This window comes from Apibacter mensalis (assembly GCF_001418685.1).
Taxonomy (GTDB): domain Bacteria; phylum Bacteroidota; class Bacteroidia; order Flavobacteriales; family Weeksellaceae; genus Apibacter; species Apibacter mensalis.
The window spans coordinates 114,156-137,634 of record NZ_LIVM01000004.1 but is presented as its reverse complement, the minus strand read 5'-3'; the positions used below and the strand labels follow the sequence as shown (position 1 = coordinate 137,634).

Below are 23,479 nucleotides of genomic sequence, written 5' to 3'. Positions count from 1 at the left end.
AATTTATAAATAAACTAAATTATACTTTTTTTTGATATACATGTTAAACGGTGAAATTTTATTCCATAAAATGAATGATTACTTTTTAGGTAGCCCGTCAATTTATTTGCAATATTATTAACTTTGAAAGAAAAAGTAATACCTGTAAATTCAATTACTTCATAATGTTCTGATTCTTTAAAATAATTTAATTAATGTGATATTTTTATATAGTTAAGCTATTTATTTAATACCCTAAATTACAACATCTTAATTTTCATCAAAAAAACGAAGGCGGTACATCATTCATTTAATTAACCATCTGTAAATAACGATAAAAACTCTAAGTAAACGTTCAACGGTTTAATTTTTGTATTTTATCATGTAATTAATATTGAATACATATGTCAAATTTTAAAGATATTATCCGAGGTGATAAAACCGTATTAATTGACTTTTCCGCTGAATGGTGTCAACCCTGTAAAATGTTAACACCAATTTTGAAAGAAGTAAAAGAAAAAATAGGGGATAAAGCAATAATAATAAAAGTCGATATAGATAAAAATCCAACATTGGCAAATACCTTTCGTATTCAGTCAGTACCAACCTTAATTATTTTTAAAAACGGAGAAATAAAATGGAGAGATAGCGGTGTGAGAGCAGCTCAAGAAATTATAGATTTGCTACATCAATACATTTAATAATCTTTTAGTATTTTATTGATTAAAAAATTTTCATATCCTTTTTGCAATAGGTAGTTATATAATTTTTTCTTTTTTAAAAATAGATCAGTTTCCTTAAGAACTTTCCATTTTTTCTCAGCTAAACCAGTTAGAGTTGAACAATAATCTGTTTCTTGTATTTCCTCTAATGCTACATTGATTAAACTACCGGGAATTCTTTTTTGTTTTAAACCTTGCTTAATTTTTATTTTACCCCATTTTTTTTGATAAAATTTTCCTCTTGCGTATGACTTTGCAAATCTTTCCTCACTTAAAAAATTATTTTGTATCAACCATATAAGTATTTCTCCTCTCTCTTCTTCATTTAAATTTGTAATTTCTTTCAATTTTTGTTCCACCTCATAATGACTACGATCCTGATAGACACAATAATCTGCTAATTTCTTTTTTATTTGAGGCAAAATAAGCATGATATACAATTAAAGCACTAAAATATAAAAAAGTTTTTTAAAATTTAGTTGAACTTAGTAAAACAAACTATTTTTTAAGTATTTTTATCACATTAATTTACATCTTATGCAATCATTTAAGACCTATTTTCATATATTTTTACTGTTAGCTTCCTTTTCTATTTCATATGCCCAAAATAATAACTCTTATATACCCGAAGAAATTACAGAAAATCAGCTAAATAAGTTAGACGAAGATCTTAATCTTGACGATTTTCAAAAATTCGAACTTCATGAATTCATATTAGAGAAAACTATCAAACTAAAAAACGCAATGGATAAAGGAATTGACGATGGAGAGCTACGCTTTTTGATGGAAAATCATAACAGGGAAATTGATTTTAAATTAAAGGAAGTATTATCTACAGAACAGTATAATAAGTATTTACAGCTAAAAAGGGATAGGGCTATCAATCAAAATCATAAAAAAAAGAAAAAAAAGAAATCATCTAAATAATTACTCTAAAATAGCTTATTCTATTTGATCTTAAGTTATATTTCTTATAAGTCAAATTTACTTAAATAAATTATAATTATTCTTTATAATTATTTATTATTTAATCCTAAATAATTATAAAAAATAAAAAAACTTTAATTCTTTGAAAAATTAATAATTTTTCAAAGAATATATTTAGACATATTTAATTATCCAATTTTCCATACATTTTCATAGACTACATTACTTATAGAAAGTGATTTTGCTACTATTAAAAGATTAATCTTCATAGGCTCATTATTTACAGAATCAAATTCCTCTGAAAATTCAATGCAATATCCTTTTTCAAATTTTACTTCCTGTAGTTTACTCATAGCATCTCTACGATAAAATACTATTTTTGCATCTTTCGTTTTTTCTGTAGATAACATCCAATCAACAAAATAAGATGCTCCTGTACTTTCAAGCGTTAAATGAATTTGCCCACCACGAATAGTGGCTTGTGGTTTACCTGTACTATCTACTCCTTGATTAAAACTGTATTTACATTGTAGAACATTATGAATTTTACCATCCATTTCTAATTTAGCTAAGAACGATGACATATTTTAAATTTTAATTAATTTATAATTATTTATATATAAAAAAGGGGAAATTATTAAAATCCGTTATAACTCAGAAAGTTATTAATTTAGGGATTTATACCCATTCATTAATATGTTCTCCTGTTCCCATTTTAATTGCTTTTGCTGAAATAGTAAAGGTTTCAGTTAATGGGTTAGTTCCGGAAGCGTCAAAATTCTCTTTATATTTAACCACATACCCATCTGTAAATGATAACTCTTTTAAAGTGGCATCGGAATCTCTTTTTATAAAGATTACCTTACCATCTTTTTTTTCAAAACTATTAGTCATCCATTCAAAGATATCAGTTTCTCCTGTTGATTCAACGGTTACTTCAATTCTTCCTCCTCTGGTTTGAGAAGATGGACGCCCGGTTGGGTCCGTTTCTTGGGCTAAAGAATAATTAACATTTAAAATGTTATACTTCTTACCAGCAACTTCTAATTTTGCTTTAAATGACATAATAAAAAAATTTAAGAATTAATGTTATAAATATTTAATATATTTTATACCACAAATTTATTTATCTTATTTTATCTTATCTTTTCACTTGTGTTAAATTTTTGTTAATATTTAACGTTGTATAATCTTCTACAGATTTTCCAATATCTAGTAATAATTTGAACTTATCTTCCTTATGTTTCAATTTTAACAAGTAAAGTATAAATTTACGCCTTTCTCTTTCCATAAGTTTTTATTGTTTTCTTAGAATCAATGATTTAATGGTAAATAATTAAATATTTTTAAATGTAAAGGAGTTGGTATAATGAGTACAAATTATATACGCTTAAAAAAAAGATTTACAAATCGATTATTCTTGGTCGTTGCTTATAGTTTGTTTAGGTAACTAAAATAAAAAGAGCTACAAATCTATTGTAACTCTTTGATTTTCATTTGCTCCTCCTGCTGGGCTCGAACCAGCGACCCTCTGATTAACAGTCAGTACCCTTTAATTACTCGTTTTTTATATTTTATATATATAGTTGAATATCAACGTATATCTATTTTTTTTTATTTCTTTATTTTGCTTATTTCAATACTTAATATCTATATTTGTGTGCAACTTGTGTGCAAGTTATTGTGGACACACAAATGATAATACTATCTTTCAATACGCCAGTAATGGGATCACCCTTGCAACAATCCTAGATAATAGACAAGCAAATGCCAAAGGAACATTTCCGATTAAAGTAAGAGTAACTTATCAACGAAAAAGGATCTATTTCTCTATCGGAAAATCTTTAACATTAGTTGATTGGGATAAGTTACCGGATACAAAAAGCAAAACACTTCTGGCTCGCATGGGTATGTAGCTCTCTTTTAAGCAGGTTAAAACAGCCCTTAAAAAACTAGAACAAAACGGCCATTTTTCTTTTGAACGGTTGAAACTTGCCATACAAGGCAGTGCTGCTTATAGTGGAAATACTTTAAACTCACTTTTTCATCAAAAAATCGAGACATTACATGAGAATAACCAAATTGGTGACAGGCAGTATTATCAGTGTGCATTAACACATATTGAACGGTTTGCAGGTAAAAATATTGTTTTATCACAAGTTACGGTGGAGTGGTTAAAACGGTATGAGCAAGATTCTTTGCTTCGCGATACCGATTATACTACTATTGGTATGTATTGCCGTGCAATCCGCCATTTGATGAATGGTGCTCAAAAAAAAGTTTAATTAAAGCGGTTGATTATATATTTGGAAAAACATTATATGAAATTCCAGCCGCTAAAAGCCGAAAGCTGGCTTTAACCATTGAATAGATTAAAAAGATTGCAAATTTTGACGACGGATTAGAAACCACTAAACGTTATCGGGATTTATGGTTATTTTCTTATCTGTGTAATGGGATTAACTTTGCCGATATGCTCCGTCTGAAATATAGAAACTTTCAACAAGGCGAAATATTTTTTACAGACAAAAAACACTCCGAATCTCCAAATAGAAAACGAGAGATTTCAGCGATATTGACGCCAAAAATTAATAAAATTATTCAACAATGGGGTAATGCTGCACATCATTCCGATAATTATTTATTTCCTTACCTAAAAGATGATGAAACCGCAGAGCAGGAAAAAACATTATAGCAAGTGTTATTAAATACTGTGGTAAACGGATGAAAAAAAATTGCTCAGGCTTTAGGTATTGAACAATCTATCAGTACTTATACAGCAAGGCACTCCTATGCCATCGTTCTTAAACGCAGTGGAGCCAATATTGCCTACATTTCTGAAAGTTTAGATCATAGAGATTTAAAAACTACTGAAAATTATTTATCTTCATTTGAAAAAGAAGAAAGAGCCAAAAACACCAAGCTGCTTATTGATTAAAGTCTCTCTAACTATTTAGTTATACAGATGCTCTAGCTCTCGACACATTAACTTATGGGGTATCGGTGTTTACCCTGTGCAGGGGAGTAGCCATGTATAGAGAATTATAATGACCGGTACATGACGGTTGTATTTTCGCCTTTAGGCAGGACTACAAACACTACCTTGCCGTTTTCAAGAACGGCTAAAAAAGGATATTTTTAAATATCTAAAAAAACATATTTTAAAAGGTAAAGAATCAATCCAGCATCAGATAAATAAAAAATAATTTCTACCCATAAAAACAGACACCAAACCATAACATCCACCTATTGGAAAATATTCTTTTCAATAATTATTCAGTGTTGTTTTGATACAATATTGCTTAACTCATCAACTAAACAATACATCAATCATTCAACTTACTCTCTCAAACATAAAAACTGACAGTAAAATAAATTAATAATCAAAAAAATAATTTATCTTGATTCTATTTTGTTCTGACGGTTTTTTGCAGAACAAAAATATTGCTATCATGAAAATATAATAGTGTACTCGAGTAACACGGCAAGGTGTGTTTTGAGGCGCTAAAAATATCTTTTAGCACTCAAAACTGAGAGTTTGTTTGGCTGCGAAGTCGTACAAAAATAGGATTGATAAATACTAATTTTATATTTAATATTGCAACCTAATATTTCATATTAATAGAAATAGTAATCCGTACATCTTTCCGTACATTGTGTTTTTTGTTTATTGATATTTTGTTATTATTTAAGGGGTTAACTTATATTTATTAATAGCGTTTCCCGATCCAATTTACTATCTATACACATCCCAAACAGTCCATTTTTTTACTATAACCTATTGAAATACCGATATTTTTTGTTCGGTTGTTGTTTATGGATTTCTCTATTTATCTGCATGAAGCTACAAATAATTCGTACATTCAACCGTACATTTTCTTTTTACAATCCATACATTACGCTTTTTTACCTTTTTCATTCTGCATCTTTCTATCTGTTTTTTGATATTAAGGGGGAATTATAATGTCTCTTACTGATACGGTTATAAAAAAGACTAAACCTAAAGCATTTACGTTAAAAGATAGTAAGGGATTAAGTTTATATGTCTCTCCAACGGGGACTAAAAGTTGGCATTTTCGTTATACGTTTAACGGAAAAGAAAAAAGAATTTCACTTAGTACTTATCCATATTTAAGTTTAAAAGACGCACGTATTTTATGCGAGAAGTATAAACAAGAAATTCATTTAGGTTTTGAGTCTTCTAAGCAAACAGGTAAAAATGGTCAAGCTGAATGTTGTTCATCTGCATCCAATCAGCAGCAGGAACCGAGTATCACCTTCGGTGAATTTGCTTTGCACTGGAAGGCGTTTAAGTTTCAAAAACTGTGTAACAAAGCAGACAAGCGGCAAAGTACGGCTATTCAAATTGACCATTATTTAACTAAAGACTTATTGCCCGGATTAGGGCATTTGCCATAAATGGCTATTAAATAGCTGGAAGTGTTAGCCGTACTCCGAAAGATTGAAAGTCGCAGGGCTTTATCTATTGTTGAGAAGTGTAAAAGCTGGCTCAATGAGATATACCGCCATGCGATTGCTGAGGGGTTAGTGTGATTTAATCCGGTGGCAGACATTGATGTGGTGTTACTGCCCTGTCTACCGTCTAAACATAATCCGTATTTAAAGGTGCATGAGCTGTCTGAATTATTATGTGCCTCTACCCACGCGAGCAATAGCTATTATTAAAGAGTTACTGACTTATGAGTTTACCGGACAACTGTACTTATTACCGCACCGCATGAATCCAACGGATTGTATTAGCGAGAATACCTTGAATCAAGGGTTAAAAAGAATGGGATATAAAGATAAACTAACGACACACGGCATACGGGCAACTATCTCAACGGCACTTAATGAAGAGGGTTACCCCAGAGAGTGGATTGAGGCACAGTTATCTCATGTAAACCCCAATCAGGTTCGGCGGGTGTACAAATCATGAGGAGTATATTGAGCAACGTCGGCAGATGATGCAGGAATGGGCAGACAGGCTGGATAAGCTAAGAACTGGGGCAAAGTGTAGCGCACTCAAGTCTGCATAGCTAACGCCTCGCTACGCTTCGTTGTTGAATCCTGCACAGGTAAGAAAACAAGTTTCATACCTGTGCAGGATTGGCTCTAAGGAAGGAAAAAGTCGATTCTTAAAAGATATGGATCCATATCTTTAAAGGACAATGTTGATAAAAATATCATTTTCTTTCTTACATATACCATTCCTAACCCAAATATGACTTTAAAATTTTAGCTACATAGTACGGTGGCAGAAGTGGAAACACCTGCAATGTCTTTGGGCATAGGACACCTAAGCTAGGTAGTTTTATTCTTCCTAGACCCAAATAATATGAAAAACTCAGATTTTTCAAATGAAAAAATTAACCCTAAAAACTTCCTGACTTTTTTACATGCTTTAGTAACGATTCCTAATTATGAAAATTTAGGCTATACATTAACCTCAATTCGTAACATTGCACAAACTGCTTTACTTGCAGAAAGCAAATGTAAGAAGCTAACGCTTTGTCATGACCCTCTAGATTTATAATAATCTTTTTGCGCTTATTAAGGTGCCGGTGCCTCAAGATGAATTAGAATTGCTCGATAAACTCAATAAGTAAACATAACCCATTCAGCTTTTATAAGTTGGCTGGGTTTCTATCAATCCGATAGCATTTCATTTTCTGTTCCGTCTGTAGGGAGTTTTTTCCAGATAAATCCTTTGCAGGTACGGTTGGGGCGATTAAGCGCGTTGTTTAAATTACCAGAGGATATACCGTATTTTTTAGCTGCATGGGTTATGCTGGGATAAGTGGCAATAAGTTCACCCGTTAAAATGTATTGGGCAATGGGTATCAGCCTGCCTTTATATATTTTTGCGTAGGTTTCTTTGGGGAGTTCATTTATTTTGGGCGGAGTAAGGCGTCCGGCTTTGATGTTTCGGATATTGAGTTCTTTAAATGTTTGAATGTACAGGTTGCTGACTTCATTATTAAAGGGGTCTTCGTCCCGGTGCGCTACAACCACCCTTTCTTTGAATTTATTAACATCTTTTACAAAAGTGCGATAGACCAGCCGCGCGACACTTCCTCTATGTGTAACAAGTTCAGTTTTAATACTACAAGTTAAATGATAAGAAGGTTTACCTGTGAATCTGTTAATATGATTTTTGGGCGTGTATTGTTTAATAATCTTATCTGTTTTTACAAATCGGCGTACACGCTTTGTGCCTTCCCGATAAAAATTTAGCTCACGGGCTAAGGATTTAACCCGCCCTAAATTGGATATTTGGTAATACCCTTCAAAATCGGGAATATCCTTCCAGATTTCTCCCTCCATATCCGTTAGGTTCATATTTTGATAAGGATATTTGTGATTTTGTTGCATAAGGTTATGGTTTTTAATTTAACATTTATTATTTTACTATCATACCTGTATTGATATTAAGCAACTTAGTAAGGGCATCTTGACCATTCATTAAGTAATAGGTGCTGTTTGTCGTGAACAGGTTCTCACCAATACGGTAAGGAAAATGGGTTATCTGTGGTTTTCTATTATCGTTACAAGAGGTAATCATTAGTAACAACATAAATAATATAATGATACGAATTTCAGTATGATTTTTAATCTAACAAAAACCGACTTGGCGGTGTGGATGGATGGTTGTCTTTTTTATCGTCTGGATTATTAGGGCGGATATTATTTTTTTTGGCATACTCCTCCCATAATTCTTGTTCTTTGATTTTCCATTCTGCTTCAGTATGTTTTTTCCCTTTATGAATTTTATAAACATTGGGATCTTGTGGCTTACCCAATTCTTTAAGGTTACTACTGGTTTTTATTGGGTTGTATTTAAGTTTTCCGGTATGAATACCACGAAGTAACAAGGTTTTGGGAATAAAATATAATTCTTGTCCATATTCCCATTCGTCTATTAGCTCTTCTTGGCAGTATTCGTTTAGCAGACAAACACCATTCCCCATTTTTATCATCGGTTTTGTTTGGTATATATCCAGCCCTAAACCAAATTCGCCCCAGTTCGCAAAGTATTCCGGTGCTTTTTCTTCATATTCGTCCTCATCATAGTCGTGATCTTCGTCATCCAACGCCCCCTCGACCATTCTTATAAGTTCGGGAATAAATTTATAACCTGTTTCTTTCCATTGGTAGATACCTTTCAAGGTGGTTGCAGGTAAGGCATCTATCTCTTTTTTATTGGCCGGAAAAAAGAATTGGGCATCGAGTATTTCAATAATGCACTGTAATTTTTGACCTACGTATTTCTGCATAGGTAAACCCCGACGCTCTTTAAGGGTAAACCGCCTGCCTGCATCAGATACGGCAATAATTTGATGAGCATAGATTTTCTCGTCTTTTTCCAGGGTAGGAGTAACTTGTTTTATAGTAAGCGCTAATGCATTAAATAGTGGGGATTCTTGGCTCATTTTTTATAAATTAAAAATCGCTGGTTACAAATTCATTCTCGGTAAAATGTAGTCCTTTTAATTGATGCGAATAAAATATGTCCTGTATTTGGTCGGTTATGAGTACCGTATAAGGCAACTCTGGTATACGGAACAAAGGGCAAGTGATTTTTTGCGGATCTATGCTAAGATTTTCATATTCCAAAATTTGCCCGCCGGGCAAGGCTGTATATACTGAGTTTTCTTTATCCAGACAATCGGTGGTTTGAATGATGTTGAGCAGAAAATAAGTACCATCATCACTTTTTAAAGGTAATACTTCGACCGAATCATCGAATAAAGGGTGGAGTAGCTCATAGGCGCGTGGGCTAATGATATAAACGCCAATATCATTTATATCATTAAAATCCATATCTATTTTAGGCTCTTTTTTTAATACTAAAAATTCTTGCCACTGTGCTTTTACCGATAGGTTGTTGGTGATTTTTTCTTCGGCAAGGAGCAGGAATTGTTCCTGCTCATCTTGTATGGGAAAGTCTAAACTTGTAGCATTATCGCCGTCTATACTGAGTTCGTATATTGTCATGGCTTACGGTTTAAATACTAGCATTTTAAATATGCCAATTTTCAACTTTAGTAAATTTTAATCCAGTAGGGTTTACAGCCATTATGGCGTCAACTACTGATTTATGATATAGCATCATAGTTAAATCCTCAGCCAATTTAAAAATTAACCTTTCCTTTAATGGAATGTCCTTTAGATGATTTTCATCAAGTTTAAATTTATCAATGAAATAAGATCTTTCTCCTTTATCATATTTAGAATTTTCTTTATCCATTGCTTCTATATTATTATAAATATGGACATAGTAATAATCTTCATAAATATCTCCTTTGTTACTAGTAACTGTTGCAGGTATTAATTGTATACCCAATATATTCATTGGAGCTAATACTTCTTTTATTTTTTCTGAAATAACCGAATCAGGTTGAGAAAAATAATCACCAATTACTGGTTTGCTAAAATAAGGCTCACTAAAAGTAAATTCCATTACCTCTGGTTCTGGTATTTTTTCATCTTCATAATCATATAGATATTCTTCCGTATGTTCAGAATCTTCATCACACATAATTAGAGGATAAGTGTTACTAGAATCTCGTTCTAATACATAATAATCAAATTCATTTGTCATTTTTGTTAATCTTTATAATGTTTTTATTCAACTTTTTCTAATGGATTAATAAAAACCCCACCTCTTTCAATAAAAGGTTTAGTTTTTGCTAAAGGATTTTTGTATTTTTTATGTTTACAAGTATATGCCCCGTAAACTTCTCTTAATTTTTCTTTATTATTATAAAAATCGCCCTGTATTTCTTGCACATTTTTACTCATATCTAGATTAAAGTTAAATTTAGAATTTAACTTTTTTCTTTTTTCCGGCAATTTATTAGAATCCAGACAACCGAATCTACCTTTTTGGTAATCAAAGCCATCAGAAGTAAGCGTCCATTGAAAAGTCCTTATAAGTCTATAAACTTTTTGACTTGCTTTATCCATATCATTAATAAAACGTTTAGCTTCTTTACGTAAGGTCTCTATATTACATAAGTTTTTTCTTTTAATATCCCTAATTACTTTAAATAACATTTTTTTTGTGCTTTCTGCATAATTGGCATCTTTTAATTCTTGTGCTTTATCTACTACAGAAACAACAATATCTTCTTTACCTTCAGTATTTAAAACGAACGCTACATCATGCCCTCCCTTATGTAAAGGTACTTTAAAAGAGCAAGCAACTTTCATTAATGTTGGTAATAATACACCATTTTTATAATGATTAACATTATATCCTAATAAATAGATATATTTTTGAATTCTTCTGTCTTTAAAATGGGCTGAACAAATTAAATGATGTGCTTCTATGCCACAACGTCTCGTATTAAATTTCGTTTTAGCCGCAGCTATTGCATTTATTACTATATCTTCTTTTTCAGATTCTAAACCTGAAAGATAGAAAAAAGGATGTTCATAAAAATGCTCTTTATTATAAACTTTTTTTATGATGTGCCATCCTAAATCTCCTCCATTTCCTACATATATTCCTACTTTTTTTAACTTAGCATGTTCCTCATCCAATTTTTTTTGGCATTTTGGACATTTTAACGGCTCTTTTTCATTATTACTAATGCCCATTTTTACTGCCCTGTTTTGGTTATACTTATTTTTCCGGCTGCTCTGGGGCAGATAAGGTATGAGCTGCCAATCAATACTTTTTTGCCGCCAATGGTTTTTTTGGCGTAGGTGCCCCTCCACGGTCCGGTCGGGATAAAGGTGCATAAACAACCCGGAGGGGGTACGGCTTTGTAGGGTTTGCAAGTGCCAAAGGTAACCAGTGGCGGCATCATATTAACGTTGGTGCAGTCTAATGCGGTTGCAACGCGTTTATTTTTTATGTACACGCTAAAATTGGAGGTGACTTTTAATGAGGCTGATTTGTCGCCCATACTACATTTTATGGTCGCACCGTCTATTACAAATTCGTTATTTTTTCCCATAATTATTAGTGTTTTAGTTTTCTTTAATTTTTGAACCTTTGATCACGGCTTTACTTTTTCCTTCTACAAAAGCTTGTTTACTCGTCATCATGGCTTTTTTCTTACCATTGATTTCTATATTGTTATCCGACACCATTTGCACCTTTTTCTTTGCCTGTATATGGGCATTGCCTTGTGCGTTAAGTTTCATAGAGGAACTGGTTCCAGAAAACAGATCAAGATTTTTCCCACCTTTTGCGGAAAGGGATTTACCAGCAATAAATTGGGTGTCTTTGGCAGAAGATAATACGGAGGTACCGGCAGAAAATAATGTAGTATTAACGCCGGATTCGCCACTAATGGTTGCTCCGGCAGTAATGTTTACGGCTCGTTTTGCCATAATGTTAATATCGGTGGCAACTAAATTTATAGTTGAATTAGCCAATACGTTAATGGTGTTGGCAGCGGTATCTATCTCAAACAGATTGTTTTCTTTATCAAATACCTTTATTTTTTCTTTATCTTCGGTATCATCCAGCTTAATAGTATTGCCGGAGCGGGTTTTAAACACTTTGAAGTTGTTTTTTGCGGTATGCTCACCACTCATCTGCTTTCCATTATAAAGTGAACCGGTAACCAGAGGGACTTCGGCGTTGTTACCCCTAAAGGCGATTTGTACTTCGTGCCCTATTTCGGGAATGATATGAAAGCCTTGTTCATTACCACCATGTCCTTGTATCATGCGTATCCATGGGGTGGTTTCGTTGGTAAGCTTTTGCCAGTAAAACTGCACTTTAATCCGATTTTGTTTGAGTGGGTCGTTATTATCCATGACCACCGCACTCTGGTCTTCAGCTTTGGGATAAGCCTGCATGTCCCAGTAAGGGGCAATTTCCTGCTCTCTGGGTATGGCGGTAAACTGGTTGGTGTAGCCTTTAGCGGTATAAGTGTGCTCTATCTGGGTAATTAAATAACTTTCTATGGGCGTACCTGCTGCCTTTTGCCGTTCAAATTCAGGGATGTGAGCCAACATTTTGGCGATGTCGCCTAATCGTAATTTTGCGTGAGTAGTCTGGGCGGTGATAACGACTAGATTTTCCAGTGCTTTTTGATGCGCCGCCAGTTTTTGTGCCTGCATGGTACTGTATTCTTCGGACAGAGTATCGTAATAGACCGCTGTGGGTAATCGGGTATAAATTTTATGGGCTTTATCCACCGCTTTTTCCTGAAACAGATTGACATGAGTTCCGGCGGGTTTACTTTGCTCGGATTGCACTTTGGCAACCTGGGGGTTGTAATTTTCATAGGTTAGATGCTGAGGAGCGACGCCAACATCAATACAATACTCCAAATAATCCCTTCCTTCTTTTAATTCGACTTTTTTTTGATTTCCGCTACCAAAAATAAGCTGGGAACCATTCCAGAATAGAAATTCCCCAAATCGCCGGGCAAGCCTCTGAATAAATTCATAGGCGGTTTCGTTATAGCTAACGGTGTAGGGGATAATCTCTTTTTTATTGGGCTGGCAGATAAAGTCTATCTTAGAGCCGGTATATTCACTGAATGTGGCTTGTAGAATATCTTGCAGGGTTTTATTGTGGAAGGTGCGGCAGGTTTTCTGACTGTCGAGCAAGGCACTGTACGATTTACCACTAATAACGACAAAGGGGTATTTGTTATTTTTTTTGTAACTCACATGGGTAACAAAACCGGTAAAAAGGCTCTCATCGCCGCCTTGCTTTCGGAATTGCACGGTAATATCCGTACCCAAAAGTTTAATGGAATTTTTTAAGGGGTAGGTAATTTTATCGCTAAAAGCTTCACTGGGGCAACATAGTTCAAAGGTGGTATGTTGCAGCAGGGACTGGCGGATATGAATGGTAATGGCGTGTTTTTTGGCTATTTCCTGCCCATTGATAGTGACTAAGGCAAAGGTAGAAGTTGATTCGCCATACCCGCTGCGGTGGTAGGTACTCATAAATAAAAGGTTTTATAATAAAAAATGATTAAATTTTATGTTGGGTTTGCCGATTTACATGGTCCAATCGTTTTGGTATTCCAGATGATTGAACTTTAAAGAGCGGGCAACGAGCGTCAGGGTGATTTGCATCGGCTGATTGTCAACGGCATTAAATTTTTCTTTAAATTTAATGCAATAGGCTTTTTTTAACTGTATTTCAAGTAATTTACTGATAGCATCACGTCTGAAAAAGGTAATTGTGCCGTCTTTTTCTTTATCGGGTGCCATAATCCACTCTAAAAAACTGACATTACCACGACTTTCAAGGGTTAATTTAATCTTTCCACCGCTTACCTCGCCCGAGGGCTTAGTGGTGGAATCGGTTGGCTTTTTAAAATTGTAGTTGCATTTTAAGACGGTATAGGTTTCTCCGTCAATTTCTAATTTTGCAAGGAACGATGACATAAGTAAAATTTATAGAATTAGTATTCGATTGATTTAACTTCACAAGTTCGCAATATACGTCATTTTTTTAAAATAGTTGTAAATAAGGGTTATTTTATGCTTAAAAAGAATAAGGTGATTTTTATCGTATCTTGTTTCAGGATTAATATTTGGTGTTTTTTATATGCCGCTTTTTACTTATATCTGATGTTTTTTATGTTGGTTGTTTATTTTAGGGTTGAGATATAAAGGTTCATTTTTATGGAATGAACTTGATGGTTTTTATGCTGTTTGTTTATGGATTGATTTGCTTTTTTATGAATTAAAAAAATATGTTTTTAAATGTGTTACTCAAAACGACAGGGTATAGTTTGTCTCACCGTTTTAAAATCGGAATCAGTCAACCGCCGCCATGTACCGGTCATTATCATTTCCTATTACATGGCTACCTACCTGTTCGGGATAAAACCCGAACCCTCTTGTGAGTGAAAATGGATTTTATATTGCAGAAAAGTTTAATTGGAGGAAATTAAAAAATGGGACAGGAATATAATAAAAAATATCTGTGTGCAAATTGTGTGCACAGGGTATAAAAAAAGAGTTACAAAAGATTTGTAACTCTTTGACATTCATTTGCTCCTCCTGCTGGGCTCGAACCAGCGACCCTCTGATTAACAGTCAGATGCTCTAACCGACTGAGCTAAGGAGGAATTTTGTGAGTGCAAATATAGAATAAATTTATATATGTTCCAAATATTTTTTATTTTTTTTTCATACCCTAAGCTAAATACATTAGTATCAATGAAAAAAAATTATTTTTTTTAATATGTAATCTTATAAGAAGTATTTTTTAATATAAAATAGTATTTTTGTTGTTGCCTAAATTATATAAATATTATGGAAATATCTATGTTACTTGTATTTCTTTTAATTTTACTGCTCTTTATTGGAGCGTTTATGTTTATGCTTACTCGCTTTTTACAATCTGAAAAAGACAGAAGAAATTTTGAATTACGTTTAAAATATTCTGAAAATATAGTACCCCATAAACTACAAGCTTATGAACGAATGACTCTCTTTTTAGAAAGAATACGCCCCAGTTCTTTAATACGCCGTGTCAATCCAACGGAAGATATTAAATCCTATGAATTTACTTTAATAGAAACTATACAAACAGAATTTGAACATAACTTGGCTCAACAACTCTATATAAGCCCAAATTCATGGAAAATAATCTTATCTGCAAAGAATGCAACCCAATTGCTCATAAAAAATACCATTGAAGCTAAGAAGGAATCCTCTATAAAAGAGATACAAGAGGAAATCATTAAACAATCTATGGAAGATGCTTCTCCTTCCTCTACCGCAATATTATATTTACAAAAAGATATCCAAAACGGAATCTAAAAATATTGAGCATGAATATAAAATCATTAGCTGAAGAAGAAAGACCCAGAGAAAAATTACTAATCAAAGGCAAACAAGCCTTATCGGATGCTGAGCTTCTTGCTATTATTTTAGGAAGCGGATCAAAATCGGAAAGCAGTATTACCCTTGCTCAACGTATATTATCCTCCGTAAATCATAATTGGAATGAATTGGCAAAACTTTCTATACGAGATTTATGCAAATTCAACGGAGTAGGAAAAGTCAAAGCAATTGAAATTATTACTTCTCTTGAAATTGGTAGACGAAAATCCTTACAACAGGCACTAAAAAAAGAAAGTATTTCTTCTTCTAAAGATGCTTTTAATATTCTTCAACCTATTATTGGTGATCTGATGATTGAAGAATTTTGGGTTATTTATCTGAGTAGATCCAATAAAATATTAAGTAAAGAAAAAATTTCTCAAGGGGGGATAACAGGTACAATGGTAGATAATAGACTTATTTTTAAACATGCCTTAGAGCTCAATTCAGTTTCACTAATCATATCTCATAATCATCCTTCGGGGAACATACAGCCCAGCAATTCTGATATGCAAATAACTCAAGAAATTAAAAAAGCAGGAAGCTTATTGAATATCATACTTATAGATCATTTAATTGTTACTCAAACTTCTTATTTTAGTTTTGCTGATGAAAATTTATTATGAGTGATATCAATTCCTATGATTCTAATATATGTTCCTGTATTCAGCGAAAGAATTAAGTATACCTTTTCTTTTATTTTCGAAAAAATTTTAGGAATTTCTTTCCGACTCACGAACTGCAGTAATAATTTTATTTATGAATCATCACCAAAATTTTCATATTCTTTTTCTAGTTTAAAAAACGAAATTCATTTTTCCTCTTGTAATTTATTATTTGAAACTGATATTAAATCGCAAAATCTGATTGAAATTTTAAATGATCCATTTGCAACCACTTTTTTTTTACTTTCAAGATATGAAGAATATTTGCCTTATCAAGAAGATATTCATCATAGATTTTCCTATAAAGCTTCATTGGTTAAAGGAAAAATCGATCCGTTAATTCCCTGGATTGATACCTTTGCATTCGATTTATTTAATCAACTTAAAAAAAAATTCCCATCTCTAGTTTATAAAAATCGGAAATTTACATTTATAAATACTATAGATATAGATCATGCTTGGTTATATAAAAATAAATTTTGGTTTAAGAATTTTAAATCTCTAGGAAAAAAGGGACTAACTTTCCGATGGAAAGATTTTTATCACCAAATCTTAGTTTTATCAGGATTAAAATTGGATCCCTATTTTATTTACCCTTACATTAAACATTTAAATATCCCTACTTTTTACTTTATTTCCTTTGGATTAGGAGGTAGATGGGATACTAATCATCATCCAAAAAATATAGCTTACCGTAAGTTGATATGTCAATTATATAATCAAGATTATAGTACTATCGGGCTTCATCCCAGCTATGAATCCAATAAAGATTTTACCATTTTGAAAATGGAAAAATTAGCTCTTGAAAAACTTTTACAACAAAAAATATCCTTTTCCAGACAACATTTTATAAAACTTCATTTACCCAACACCTATTATAATCTTATTAATTTAAATATATCAGCAGATTTTTCAATGGGTTTTCAGGATCATATTGGATTTAGAGCCGGTACTTGTACTCCTTTTTATTGGTTTGATTTAAAGAATAATAAAATTTCCGAATTAAAAATTTATCCGTTCTGTGTGATGGATGTAACTCTTAAAAATTACATGAAACTATCTATTGAGGAAGCAGAAAATAAAATATTGAATTTACTTGATTCGGTAAAAAAAGTAAACGGAACTTTTATATCTATTTTTCATAATGACAGCTTATCCAATTATGGAGAATGGGAATTATGGAGAAACGTATATGAAAAATTAATTTTCAAAGCCAATGATCTACAAATATACCCACAAAACCATTGATAAAACGAAGTATTCCGTTTGTTTGCATCAATGCTTGAATTACAGAATATATGCTGAATTATGGTATTTATCTATTGTTTCTCCTGATGGTTATGATGTCTTGGTTTTAAACGATTATGAAGCGGTAATGCCAATTCCCTACCAAAAAAAATTGGGATTTAAATTTGTAATTCAACCTATTTTTTGCCAACAATTAGGTATATTTTATAAAGAAAATATATCTGTTGAAATATTCAATCTTTTTTTATCTTTTTTAACAAAATATAAAGTCAGAAGCTATTGTTTTAATGAAGAAAACACACCATATTTTCCTTCTGATTATTTAAAAAGAGATAATCAAGTATTGAATTTAGATTGCGATTATTTAACCCTTTTAAATAATTATAATACAAACAAAAAAAGAGTTCTTAAAAATTATTTATTATCCAATATTAAAATTGAAGAAAAATATACTGGTTCTATTGTTACAGGATTACTCGGTAAAAATCTGAATCGAATATTATTAGCATCTCAACTCAATATTTTAAATACACTTTTACAAGAATTGGACCGTAAAAAAGTGTTGAAACAATATACCCTTTTTAATAAAGAAAATATTCCTATTGTCTATTTATGGCTTATTTTTTCCAAAGGAAGAATCATAAATTTATTGTCGGTACGAATCAAAGAATCTGAAATTAAAAATTCTTATGCCTATCTTATAGACACAGTAATAAAAAACTATTCAAATCAAAAATTAATTTTTGATTTCGAAGGCTCCATGATTGTCGGAATAGCTAATTTTAATAAAAGTTTTGGAGCTACAACAAATCATTATGTATTTTACAGAAATTTCAAATGGTTTGATAAATTTAAAAATATTAACATTATTTAATAAATCACTCTTATTATATAATTATTTAGAATAGGTGCAAATATTTAAATAAGAATCCTTATCTCCGTAAAGTTAAAAATAAACAGAATAAAAAATGGTTTGAAATGATCAAACTATTTTTTATTATTTCCAAAACTTTGAATTCTACTTATGAATTGGTATCCAATAAACCGGCCCGTTTTAATAAGGCATCGGATTGAGGCCTTCTCCCTCTGAAACTTATATACAATTCCATGGGGTCCTCAGTTCCTCCTTTACTTAATAAACTTTCAAATTTGTTGGCTGTTTCTTTATCAAAAATCCCTCTTTCTTTGAAGAAATCAAAAGCATCCGCATCTAATACTTCAGCCCATTTATATGAATAATACCCTGCAGCATATCCACCTTGAAATATATGTGAAAATGAAGTACTTATACACGTATTTTTAATGTGAGGATATAATTGGGTTTCTTTAATCATTTTTACTTCAAAATCTTCTATACCTTCTTCAGAGTTTAATTCATCGGTATGATAGGCCATATCTAAAAGACCTAAGCCAATTTGACGAAGTGTTTGATACCCTTGCATAAAGTTTGCAGAAGCTACAATTTTATCAATTTTTTCCTCGTCTAACATCTCTCCTTTTTGATAATGAAGAGCAAAAGTTTTTAAAAATTCCTTTTCAAATACATAATTTTCCATAAATTGAGAAGGTAATTCAACAAAATCCCAATACACATTGGTTCCTGATAATGACTCAAATGTTGTATTAGCTAAAATACCATGCAATGCATGTCCAAATTCATGGAAAAGCGTGGTAACTTCACTAAATGTCAATAAAGAAGGCATGTCTCCGTTAGGTCGAGAAAAATTACAAACTATGGATATATGTGGCCTAATGTTATCGCTTAACGTTTTAAATTGTCCCTTATAGGAAGTCATCCAAGCTCCTGCCCTTTTCCCGGCTCGTGGAAAAAAGTCAGTATACAACAATGCCTGATGCTTCCCTTTGTCATTTACTACTTCATACACTTTAACTTCTGAATGATATTTTTGAATATCTTTCCTTTCTTTAAAAGTCAACCCGTATAATTTCTTTGCAACATCAAATGCAGCATTTAAAACCTGATTTAATGGGAAATAGGGTTTAAGCTCTTCTTCTGAAAACGAAAATTTTTCTTGTCTTAATTTTTCAACATAATAGGCATGATCAAAAGGCATAAGCTCTAAAATCCCATCTCGTGAAGCTATATTTTTTAAGTTTTCAATTTCTTTTTGAGCAAATGGCTTGGCTTGATGTAACAAATCATATAAAAAATCATATACAAGTTTAGGACTAGAAGCCATTCTTTCCTGTAAAATCAAATCTGCATAGGTATTGAAACCTAGCAATTTAGCTTTCTTACTTCGTAATTCAACGATTTTATGGATAATCTCTTCGTTATTATACTCATTATCTTTACATGCTCGCTGCATGTAAGCAGTATAAATTTCCTTACGTAACTCTCGGTTTGTTGTATAGGTAATAAAAGGCACATAACTTGGATAATGTAAAGTAAAAACCCACCCTTTCAAATTTCTGTTTTCCGCTTCTTTCCTGGCCATTTCCTTAATAGATTCCGGAATTCCTTCCATATCCTTATTTTCGGATATATGAAGATAATAATCATTAGTCTCCTTTAAGACATTTTGACCAAATTTGACGGATAAAACTGCTAATTCATTAGAGATTTGACGAAGATTATTTTTATCCTCCGGAGATAATAGAGCTCCATTTTTCGAAAAATCCTTATACGTTTTATCTAAAAGTCGAACTTCTTCTTGGCTTAGTTTTGATTTTAAGGTAGTTTCGTAAACAATTTTTATTTTATCAAATAATTGCTCATTAAGTATAATATCATTGGCATATTCCGTCAGCATTGGAGATATTTCTTCTGCCAGGCTCTGCAAATAATCACTAGTTTCAGCTGAATTTAAATTAAAGAAGGTAGAGGAAATTACAGTAAGTTTTTTTCCGACATTTTCTAAAGCTACTATAGTATTTACAAAATTAGGTGGATCTGTATTTTGAACTATTTCATCAATTTCTTTCCTGGCATCATCAATGGCCTGTTCTATCGCTGGTCTAAATTCTTCTTGTTTAATATTTTCGAAAGGAATACTTTCGTAAGGTGTATTAAATTTTTCCACTAATAAATTATTATTCATAATTTTTTTTGTAAAATATGTATTCTGTCGAATTTTTTTTCTTTATACAGTCTAAATTATCAAATTTTAGGTAATTAAAAAACTATTCAAATTTACAAATATCCACGGATTCTCCTATAGATAAAAAAGTTAAACGTTTTCCTTCTGCTAAAAACAAATGTTTTGCTTTATCCTTATTAACTTTTATGGCAGGAAAAGTGTCGTAATGAGAAGCAATAGCATTTTTAGTTTTAACAAATTTCGCCGCAACTACAGCATCATATCCTCCCATCGTATACGTATTACCAATAGGTAATATGGCTACATTGATGTATCCATAGATAAACGGAAGAAGTTTCATGTCTGTAGTAAGAGACGTATCACCAGAAAAGTAAATTACTTTTCCGTCCATCTTCATTAAGTAACCACAAGCCAATCCTCCATAGGTTCCATCTGGAAAAGAAGAACTATGTAAAGCCGATACCATTTTTATTTTACCAAAATCAAATTTCTTAACCCCTCCAATATTCATGGGGATAACATTAAAACCCAATTTTTCATAATAAGCACAAATTTCCGGATTGGTCAAAATTTGAGAATTATTGTTTCTAGCAATGGTCTCCACATCCAATATATGATCATAATGGGCATGGGTCAAAAAAATATAATCTGCTTTAATTTCATTAACATCTATATCTTTCGCTAATTCATTACCTGAAATAAATGGATCAATCAAGACTGTAGACGACGAGGTTTTAAATCCAAAACATGCATGTCCGTAATATATTATTTCCATGACTCTATCCTTAAAAATTTAATCTTCTTCAAATGTAATAAATAATAATTATCTTTGGAAAAAATTAAGCAAAAAACATTTCCTATGAAAAGACTAATTCCGATACTATTTTCACTTTTTATTTCAATAATTACTTATGCGCAACAAGTGGATTTTGGAGCAAAAGCAGGAATGGCATTTGGGTATAAAGGCAGCTTAAAACAGACAGTAACCAATAGTAAGGAAAGTAAAGCCACAGATAATATTGGATGGCACGCCGGATTTTTTAGTCGTATAAAATTTATTGATTGGTTTATCCAGCCTGAAATTTATTTTTCATCGATGAAAACTAATTTCGATTATAGTGATGATGGTGAATTTACTGCACATTCTAATCGTTTGGATATTCCTATTCTATTGGGTTCTAAATTTTTAGAAGTTACCCGGTTATATGCGGGTCCTGTTTTTTCAATTTCTTTAAATGAAGATATTTCTTTAAAAGGAATAAGAAAGACTAAAACAGACGATTTTTCACTTGCCGGTCAAGTAGGGGGCGGATTTGATTTAGCTAAACTTACTTTCGATGTGCGCTACGAATTCGGGTTTAATAAAAGTCAAACTAATTTTGTTAAGAAACGTACCGGTGAAGCTTTTAAATTAGAAAAAAGACAAAATTCACTGGTAGTAAGTGTAGGATATAAATTCTAAAGTTTGAATCCTTCTCTCTTATTTTTACTTATATCCTCATTATAAAATTGATATGAAAAAATTATCTTTTATATTATTCTTGTCTTTTTTAATACTTACATTTTTTTCATGCAGAGATGATTATAATTATGAGTCTGCTTCTAAACCGCTTAGATTTTCAAAGGATACGGTCATGCTAGACACAGTATTTTCAACTGTTCGATCAGAAACATACGTGCTTAAAGTCTATAATCAACAAAACGATGATGTCGTAATTCCTAGGATTTATCTCGAAAAAGGTTCGAGTTCGCAATTTAAAATTAATGTTGACGGAAATCCTGGAAATTCTTCAAATCTAAATAGTTTTCAAAATATCCCCTTACGAGCCAAGGATAGCTTATACATTTTTATTGAAATAGCACCTCAAACCGTTAGTACTTCCGAAGCATTAGCAGATGAGGACTTACTGTTTATAACAGTAGGTAACACACAAAAAGTTAAATTACTTTCTTTGGTAGAAGATGCGGAATTTTACTTTTCTAAATCAGGAACTAAGGAAATAACAAGCGATTTAGTTTGGAACAATTCAAAATCCAAGGTTATATATGGAAACTTGAAAATTACAAATGGTGCCAAGTTGTCTGTTTCGGAAGGAACTAAAATATACCTTCATAAAAATGCAAATATAATTATTGATTCAGGCAGCCAACTTAATATAGATGGTTCCTTGAATCATGAAGTATTAATTCGAGGAGATCGACACGAAACAAAATATGATTCACTCCCCGGTAATTGGAATCAAATTTATCTGGCTAATAATTCATCGGGAAAAATTAATCATTTGTTAATAAAAGGGGGAAATAACGCCTTCTATTTAGAAGAAAATGCTCACTTGACAATTGCCAATTCAAAGATTTATAATTTTTTGTACGGAGGAATACATTCTGTTGGAGGAAATGTTGAAGGAAAAAATCTTGCGATAAATAATTGTGGTACTTCTGATCTTATAGTAGAATATGGAGGAAATTACGATTTTATCCATTGCACTCTCGCTAACTATTGGTATTTAAATGCTGGTGCCGGATATTCTGTTTACTTATCCAACTCTTATCAAAAATCCGGTGAAATTAAATATAATAAACTGAAAGCTTCCTTTAAAAATTGTATTTTCTGGGTAAGAAATTATAATAGCTTATATTTAGATAAAAATGTACATGCTCCTTTTATTTATACTTTTGATACTAATCTGATTAAAAATACTTCCAATGGTATAAATATAGAAACGGATGACAATTTCATAAATACGATTCTTAATGAAGATCCTCTACTTTATAAAACAGGATATTCTGATTGCTTACTTAGTCTTAATTTAGGCTCTCCAGCTTATGGTAAAGGGAATGTAAACTATGCAAAGGCGATTCCGGAAGATATTAATGGAATTTCGAGAACTAGTGATCCTGCATTAGGAGCTTATCAAGAATAATAATTTTTGAATCGAGGACGGAATTATGCCTAAAATCAAATTAGAGGTTACAACTTTATATACTATTAGCTGGTTGTTTTTTCTCGAAATAATTTTAATTATAAATATTTAGGGGTATTGCCAAAAAATTT

The 23,479-nt window shown here is 31.9% G+C and carries 30 protein-coding genes and 1 tRNA gene; 16 read left to right on the top strand and 15 right to left on the bottom strand.

Going from position 1 to position 23,479, the window contains the following annotated elements; genetic code table 11:
- The first annotated feature begins 383 nt into the window (after positions 1-383).
- On the top strand, positions 384-680 hold the full coding sequence (gene trxA, locus ASC36_RS04060; protein WP_055425213.1) for a thioredoxin: 297 nt from the start codon (positions 384-386) through the stop codon (positions 678-680).
- Here trxA and ASC36_RS04055 read toward each other — a convergent pair.
- The gene (locus ASC36_RS04055) at positions 677-1,132 is read right to left on the bottom strand and encodes a regulatory protein RecX (RefSeq protein WP_055425212.1); all 456 of its coding nucleotides are present in this window, start codon (positions 1,130-1,132) and stop codon (positions 677-679) included. The genes trxA and ASC36_RS04055 overlap by 4 nt on opposite strands.
- A gap of 106 nt (positions 1,133-1,238) precedes the next feature.
- Between ASC36_RS04055 and ASC36_RS04050 the strand changes: the two genes are divergently transcribed.
- Complete coding sequence (locus ASC36_RS04050; protein WP_055425211.1) at positions 1,239-1,628, top strand: hypothetical protein; 390 nt, start codon at positions 1,239-1,241, stop codon at positions 1,626-1,628.
- Positions 1,629-1,816: 188 nt separating this feature from the next.
- Here ASC36_RS04050 and tssD (ASC36_RS04045) read toward each other — a convergent pair whose 3' ends face one another.
- Together tssD (ASC36_RS04045) and tssD (ASC36_RS04040) are read right to left on the bottom strand one after the other, a co-directional pair.
- Complete coding sequence (gene tssD, locus ASC36_RS04045; RefSeq protein WP_055425210.1) at positions 1,817-2,212, bottom strand: type VI secretion system tube protein TssD; 396 nt, start codon at positions 2,210-2,212, stop codon at positions 1,817-1,819.
- Positions 2,213-2,306: 94 nt separating this feature from the next.
- Entirely contained in the window at positions 2,307-2,693 is a 387-nt protein-coding gene (tssD, locus tag ASC36_RS04040) for a type VI secretion system tube protein TssD (RefSeq protein WP_055425209.1), read from the bottom strand.
- Between the two features lie 593 nt (positions 2,694-3,286).
- Here tssD (ASC36_RS04040) and ASC36_RS10490 point away from each other — a divergent pair.
- The 8 genes from ASC36_RS10490 (at position 3,287) to ASC36_RS04020 (ending at position 7,164) form a co-directional block, all read left to right on the top strand.
- Positions 3,287-3,544 (top strand): Arm DNA-binding domain-containing protein, encoded by a 258-nt coding sequence (locus tag ASC36_RS10490; RefSeq protein ID WP_167336870.1) that lies wholly within the window; start codon positions 3,287-3,289, stop codon positions 3,542-3,544.
- 69 nt (positions 3,545-3,613) lie between these two features.
- Positions 3,614-3,913 (top strand): phage integrase SAM-like domain-containing protein, encoded by a 300-nt coding sequence (locus ASC36_RS10485; RefSeq protein ID WP_082435397.1) that lies wholly within the window; start codon positions 3,614-3,616, stop codon positions 3,911-3,913.
- Positions 3,914-4,101: 188 nt separating this feature from the next.
- Positions 4,102-4,323, top strand: coding sequence for a hypothetical protein (locus ASC36_RS10480; protein WP_082435396.1), 222 nt, complete (start codon positions 4,102-4,104; stop codon positions 4,321-4,323).
- A gap of 39 nt (positions 4,324-4,362) precedes the next feature.
- Positions 4,363-4,566, top strand: coding sequence for a tyrosine-type recombinase/integrase (locus ASC36_RS11210; protein WP_082435401.1), 204 nt, complete (start codon positions 4,363-4,365; stop codon positions 4,564-4,566).
- A gap of 1,025 nt (positions 4,567-5,591) precedes the next feature.
- Positions 5,592-6,047, top strand: coding sequence for an Arm DNA-binding domain-containing protein (locus tag ASC36_RS04030; protein ID WP_055425208.1), 456 nt, complete (start codon positions 5,592-5,594; stop codon positions 6,045-6,047).
- A gap of 21 nt (positions 6,048-6,068) precedes the next feature.
- On the top strand, positions 6,069-6,182 hold the full coding sequence (locus ASC36_RS11205; RefSeq protein WP_394331987.1) for a hypothetical protein: 114 nt from the start codon (positions 6,069-6,071) through the stop codon (positions 6,180-6,182).
- Between the two features lie 76 nt (positions 6,183-6,258).
- A complete protein-coding gene (locus ASC36_RS04025) occupies positions 6,259-6,567 on the top strand; it encodes a tyrosine-type recombinase/integrase (protein ID WP_055425207.1) in 309 nt (102 codons plus the stop codon).
- 399 nt (positions 6,568-6,966) lie between these two features.
- A complete protein-coding gene (locus ASC36_RS04020) occupies positions 6,967-7,164 on the top strand; it encodes a hypothetical protein (protein ID WP_055425206.1) in 198 nt (65 codons plus the stop codon).
- Between the two features lie 113 nt (positions 7,165-7,277).
- Here the strand turns inward: ASC36_RS04020 and ASC36_RS04015 are convergent, their stop codons facing one another.
- The 10 genes from ASC36_RS04015 to ASC36_RS03975 all read right to left on the bottom strand — a co-directional run bounded on the left by ASC36_RS04015 (position 7,278) and on the right by ASC36_RS03975 (position 14,689).
- Entirely contained in the window at positions 7,278-8,003 is a 726-nt protein-coding gene (locus ASC36_RS04015) for an NUMOD4 domain-containing protein (protein WP_055425205.1), read from the bottom strand.
- Positions 8,004-8,031: 28 nt separating this feature from the next.
- On the bottom strand, positions 8,032-8,193 hold the full coding sequence (locus ASC36_RS10640) for a hypothetical protein (RefSeq protein ID WP_156332309.1): 162 nt from the start codon (positions 8,191-8,193) through the stop codon (positions 8,032-8,034).
- A 46-nt stretch (positions 8,194-8,239) separates the two neighbouring features.
- On the bottom strand, positions 8,240-9,061 hold the full coding sequence (locus ASC36_RS04010) for a hypothetical protein (protein WP_055425204.1): 822 nt from the start codon (positions 9,059-9,061) through the stop codon (positions 8,240-8,242).
- A gap of 10 nt (positions 9,062-9,071) precedes the next feature.
- Positions 9,072-9,626 carry an imm11 family protein gene (locus ASC36_RS04005; RefSeq protein WP_055425203.1) on the bottom strand — a complete coding sequence of 185 codons (555 nt, stop codon included), beginning with the start codon at positions 9,624-9,626 and terminating at the stop codon, positions 9,072-9,074.
- 25 nt (positions 9,627-9,651) lie between these two features.
- On the bottom strand, positions 9,652-10,233 hold the full coding sequence (locus ASC36_RS04000; protein ID WP_055425202.1) for an imm11 family protein: 582 nt from the start codon (positions 10,231-10,233) through the stop codon (positions 9,652-9,654).
- A gap of 23 nt (positions 10,234-10,256) precedes the next feature.
- The gene (locus tag ASC36_RS03995) at positions 10,257-11,234 is read right to left on the bottom strand and encodes an AHH domain-containing protein (RefSeq protein ID WP_055425201.1); all 978 of its coding nucleotides are present in this window, start codon (positions 11,232-11,234) and stop codon (positions 10,257-10,259) included.
- Between the two features lie 2 nt (positions 11,235-11,236).
- Complete coding sequence (locus tag ASC36_RS11200; RefSeq protein ID WP_394331988.1) at positions 11,237-11,545, bottom strand: PAAR-like protein; 309 nt, start codon at positions 11,543-11,545, stop codon at positions 11,237-11,239.
- Between the two features lie 64 nt (positions 11,546-11,609).
- Positions 11,610-13,553, bottom strand: coding sequence for a type VI secretion system Vgr family protein (locus ASC36_RS03985; RefSeq protein WP_055425199.1), 1,944 nt, complete (start codon positions 13,551-13,553; stop codon positions 11,610-11,612).
- Positions 13,554-13,607: 54 nt separating this feature from the next.
- The gene (gene tssD / locus ASC36_RS03980) at positions 13,608-14,000 is read right to left on the bottom strand and encodes a type VI secretion system tube protein TssD (protein WP_055425198.1); all 393 of its coding nucleotides are present in this window, start codon (positions 13,998-14,000) and stop codon (positions 13,608-13,610) included.
- 615 nt (positions 14,001-14,615) lie between these two features.
- Positions 14,616-14,689: transfer RNA gene (locus tag ASC36_RS03975), tRNA-Asn, on the bottom strand.
- 187 nt (positions 14,690-14,876) lie between these two features.
- Between ASC36_RS03975 and ASC36_RS03970 the strand changes: the two genes are divergently transcribed.
- Genes ASC36_RS03970 through ASC36_RS03955 form a run of 4 tightly spaced genes read left to right on the top strand, consistent with a single transcriptional unit; the run spans position 14,877 to position 18,236 of the window.
- Positions 14,877-15,386 (top strand): DUF7935 family protein, encoded by a 510-nt coding sequence (locus tag ASC36_RS03970; protein ID WP_055425197.1) that lies wholly within the window; start codon positions 14,877-14,879, stop codon positions 15,384-15,386.
- A gap of 11 nt (positions 15,387-15,397) precedes the next feature.
- Positions 15,398-16,075, top strand: coding sequence for a RadC family protein (radC, locus tag ASC36_RS03965; protein ID WP_055425196.1), 678 nt, complete (start codon positions 15,398-15,400; stop codon positions 16,073-16,075).
- Positions 16,076-16,090: 15 nt separating this feature from the next.
- The gene (locus tag ASC36_RS03960; protein WP_167336869.1) at positions 16,091-17,362 is read left to right on the top strand and encodes a polysaccharide deacetylase family protein; all 1,272 of its coding nucleotides are present in this window, start codon (positions 16,091-16,093) and stop codon (positions 17,360-17,362) included.
- The gene (locus tag ASC36_RS03955) at positions 17,331-18,236 is read left to right on the top strand and encodes a hypothetical protein (RefSeq protein ID WP_055425194.1); all 906 of its coding nucleotides are present in this window, start codon (positions 17,331-17,333) and stop codon (positions 18,234-18,236) included. The genes ASC36_RS03960 and ASC36_RS03955 overlap by 32 nt, the downstream gene beginning before the upstream one ends.
- 148 nt (positions 18,237-18,384) lie before the next feature.
- Here the strand turns inward: ASC36_RS03955 and ASC36_RS03950 are convergent, their stop codons facing one another.
- Together ASC36_RS03950 and ASC36_RS03945 are read right to left on the bottom strand one after the other, a co-directional pair.
- Entirely contained in the window at positions 18,385-20,424 is a 2,040-nt protein-coding gene (locus ASC36_RS03950) for a M3 family metallopeptidase (RefSeq protein WP_055425193.1), read from the bottom strand.
- Positions 20,425-20,506: 82 nt separating this feature from the next.
- Positions 20,507-21,199 (bottom strand): metal-dependent hydrolase, encoded by a 693-nt coding sequence (locus ASC36_RS03945; RefSeq protein WP_055425192.1) that lies wholly within the window; start codon positions 21,197-21,199, stop codon positions 20,507-20,509.
- Between the two features lie 84 nt (positions 21,200-21,283).
- On the opposite strand from ASC36_RS03945, the gene ASC36_RS03940 reads away from it, so the two are divergent.
- Complete coding sequence (locus ASC36_RS03940) at positions 21,284-21,886, top strand: outer membrane beta-barrel protein (protein ID WP_141656193.1); 603 nt, start codon at positions 21,284-21,286, stop codon at positions 21,884-21,886.
- 52 nt (positions 21,887-21,938) lie between these two features.
- The gene (locus ASC36_RS03935) at positions 21,939-23,348 is read left to right on the top strand and encodes a right-handed parallel beta-helix repeat-containing protein (RefSeq protein WP_055425190.1); all 1,410 of its coding nucleotides are present in this window, start codon (positions 21,939-21,941) and stop codon (positions 23,346-23,348) included.
- The last annotated feature ends 131 nt before the right edge of the window (positions 23,349-23,479 follow it).

Excerpts from the sequence above, each read along its gene's own strand:
- tssD (WP_055425198.1), bottom strand. The coding sequence starts at position 14,000 with ATGTCATCGTTCCTTGCAAAATTAGAAATTGACGGAGAAACCTATACC.
- ASC36_RS04050 (WP_055425211.1), top strand. The coding sequence starts at position 1,239 with ATGCAATCATTTAAGACCTATTTTCATATATTTTTACTGTTAGCTTCC.
- ASC36_RS03940 (WP_141656193.1), top strand. The coding sequence starts at position 21,284 with ATGAAAAGACTAATTCCGATACTATTTTCACTTTTTATTTCAATAATT.
- ASC36_RS03945 (WP_055425192.1), bottom strand. The coding sequence starts at position 21,199 with ATGGAAATAATATATTACGGACATGCATGTTTTGGATTTAAAACCTCG.
- ASC36_RS03995 (WP_055425201.1), bottom strand. The coding sequence starts at position 11,234 with ATGGGCATTAGTAATAATGAAAAAGAGCCGTTAAAATGTCCAAAATGC.
- ASC36_RS04030 (WP_055425208.1), top strand. The coding sequence starts at position 5,592 with ATGTCTCTTACTGATACGGTTATAAAAAAGACTAAACCTAAAGCATTT.
- ASC36_RS10480 (WP_082435396.1), top strand. The coding sequence starts at position 4,102 with ATGCTCCGTCTGAAATATAGAAACTTTCAACAAGGCGAAATATTTTTT.
- ASC36_RS04000 (WP_055425202.1), bottom strand. The coding sequence starts at position 10,233 with ATGACAAATGAATTTGATTATTATGTATTAGAACGAGATTCTAGTAAC.
- tssD (WP_055425209.1), bottom strand. The coding sequence starts at position 2,693 with ATGTCATTTAAAGCAAAATTAGAAGTTGCTGGTAAGAAGTATAACATT.
- tssD (WP_055425210.1), bottom strand. The coding sequence starts at position 2,212 with ATGTCATCGTTCTTAGCTAAATTAGAAATGGATGGTAAAATTCATAAT.
- ASC36_RS03950 (WP_055425193.1), bottom strand. The coding sequence starts at position 20,424 with ATGAATAATAATTTATTAGTGGAAAAATTTAATACACCTTACGAAAGT.
- trxA (WP_055425213.1), top strand. The coding sequence starts at position 384 with ATGTCAAATTTTAAAGATATTATCCGAGGTGATAAAACCGTATTAATT.
- ASC36_RS04015 (WP_055425205.1), bottom strand. The coding sequence starts at position 8,003 with ATGCAACAAAATCACAAATATCCTTATCAAAATATGAACCTAACGGAT.
- ASC36_RS04010 (WP_055425204.1), bottom strand. The coding sequence starts at position 9,061 with ATGAGCCAAGAATCCCCACTATTTAATGCATTAGCGCTTACTATAAAA.
- ASC36_RS11200 (WP_394331988.1), bottom strand. The coding sequence starts at position 11,545 with ATGGGCGACAAATCAGCCTCATTAAAAGTCACCTCCAATTTTAGCGTG.
- radC (WP_055425196.1), top strand. The coding sequence starts at position 15,398 with ATGAATATAAAATCATTAGCTGAAGAAGAAAGACCCAGAGAAAAATTA.
- ASC36_RS03935 (WP_055425190.1), top strand. The coding sequence starts at position 21,939 with ATGAAAAAATTATCTTTTATATTATTCTTGTCTTTTTTAATACTTACA.
- ASC36_RS03960 (WP_167336869.1), top strand. The coding sequence starts at position 16,091 with ATGATTCTAATATATGTTCCTGTATTCAGCGAAAGAATTAAGTATACC.
- ASC36_RS04055 (WP_055425212.1), bottom strand. The coding sequence starts at position 1,132 with ATGCTTATTTTGCCTCAAATAAAAAAGAAATTAGCAGATTATTGTGTC.
- ASC36_RS04020 (WP_055425206.1), top strand. The coding sequence starts at position 6,967 with ATGAAAAACTCAGATTTTTCAAATGAAAAAATTAACCCTAAAAACTTC.
- ASC36_RS03955 (WP_055425194.1), top strand. The coding sequence starts at position 17,331 with ATGATCTACAAATATACCCACAAAACCATTGATAAAACGAAGTATTCC.
- ASC36_RS10640 (WP_156332309.1), bottom strand. The coding sequence starts at position 8,193 with ATGATTACCTCTTGTAACGATAATAGAAAACCACAGATAACCCATTTT.
- ASC36_RS04005 (WP_055425203.1), bottom strand. The coding sequence starts at position 9,626 with ATGACAATATACGAACTCAGTATAGACGGCGATAATGCTACAAGTTTA.
- ASC36_RS03985 (WP_055425199.1), bottom strand. The coding sequence starts at position 13,553 with ATGAGTACCTACCACCGCAGCGGGTATGGCGAATCAACTTCTACCTTT.
- ASC36_RS03970 (WP_055425197.1), top strand. The coding sequence starts at position 14,877 with ATGGAAATATCTATGTTACTTGTATTTCTTTTAATTTTACTGCTCTTT.
- ASC36_RS04025 (WP_055425207.1), top strand. The coding sequence starts at position 6,259 with ATGAGCTGTCTGAATTATTATGTGCCTCTACCCACGCGAGCAATAGCT.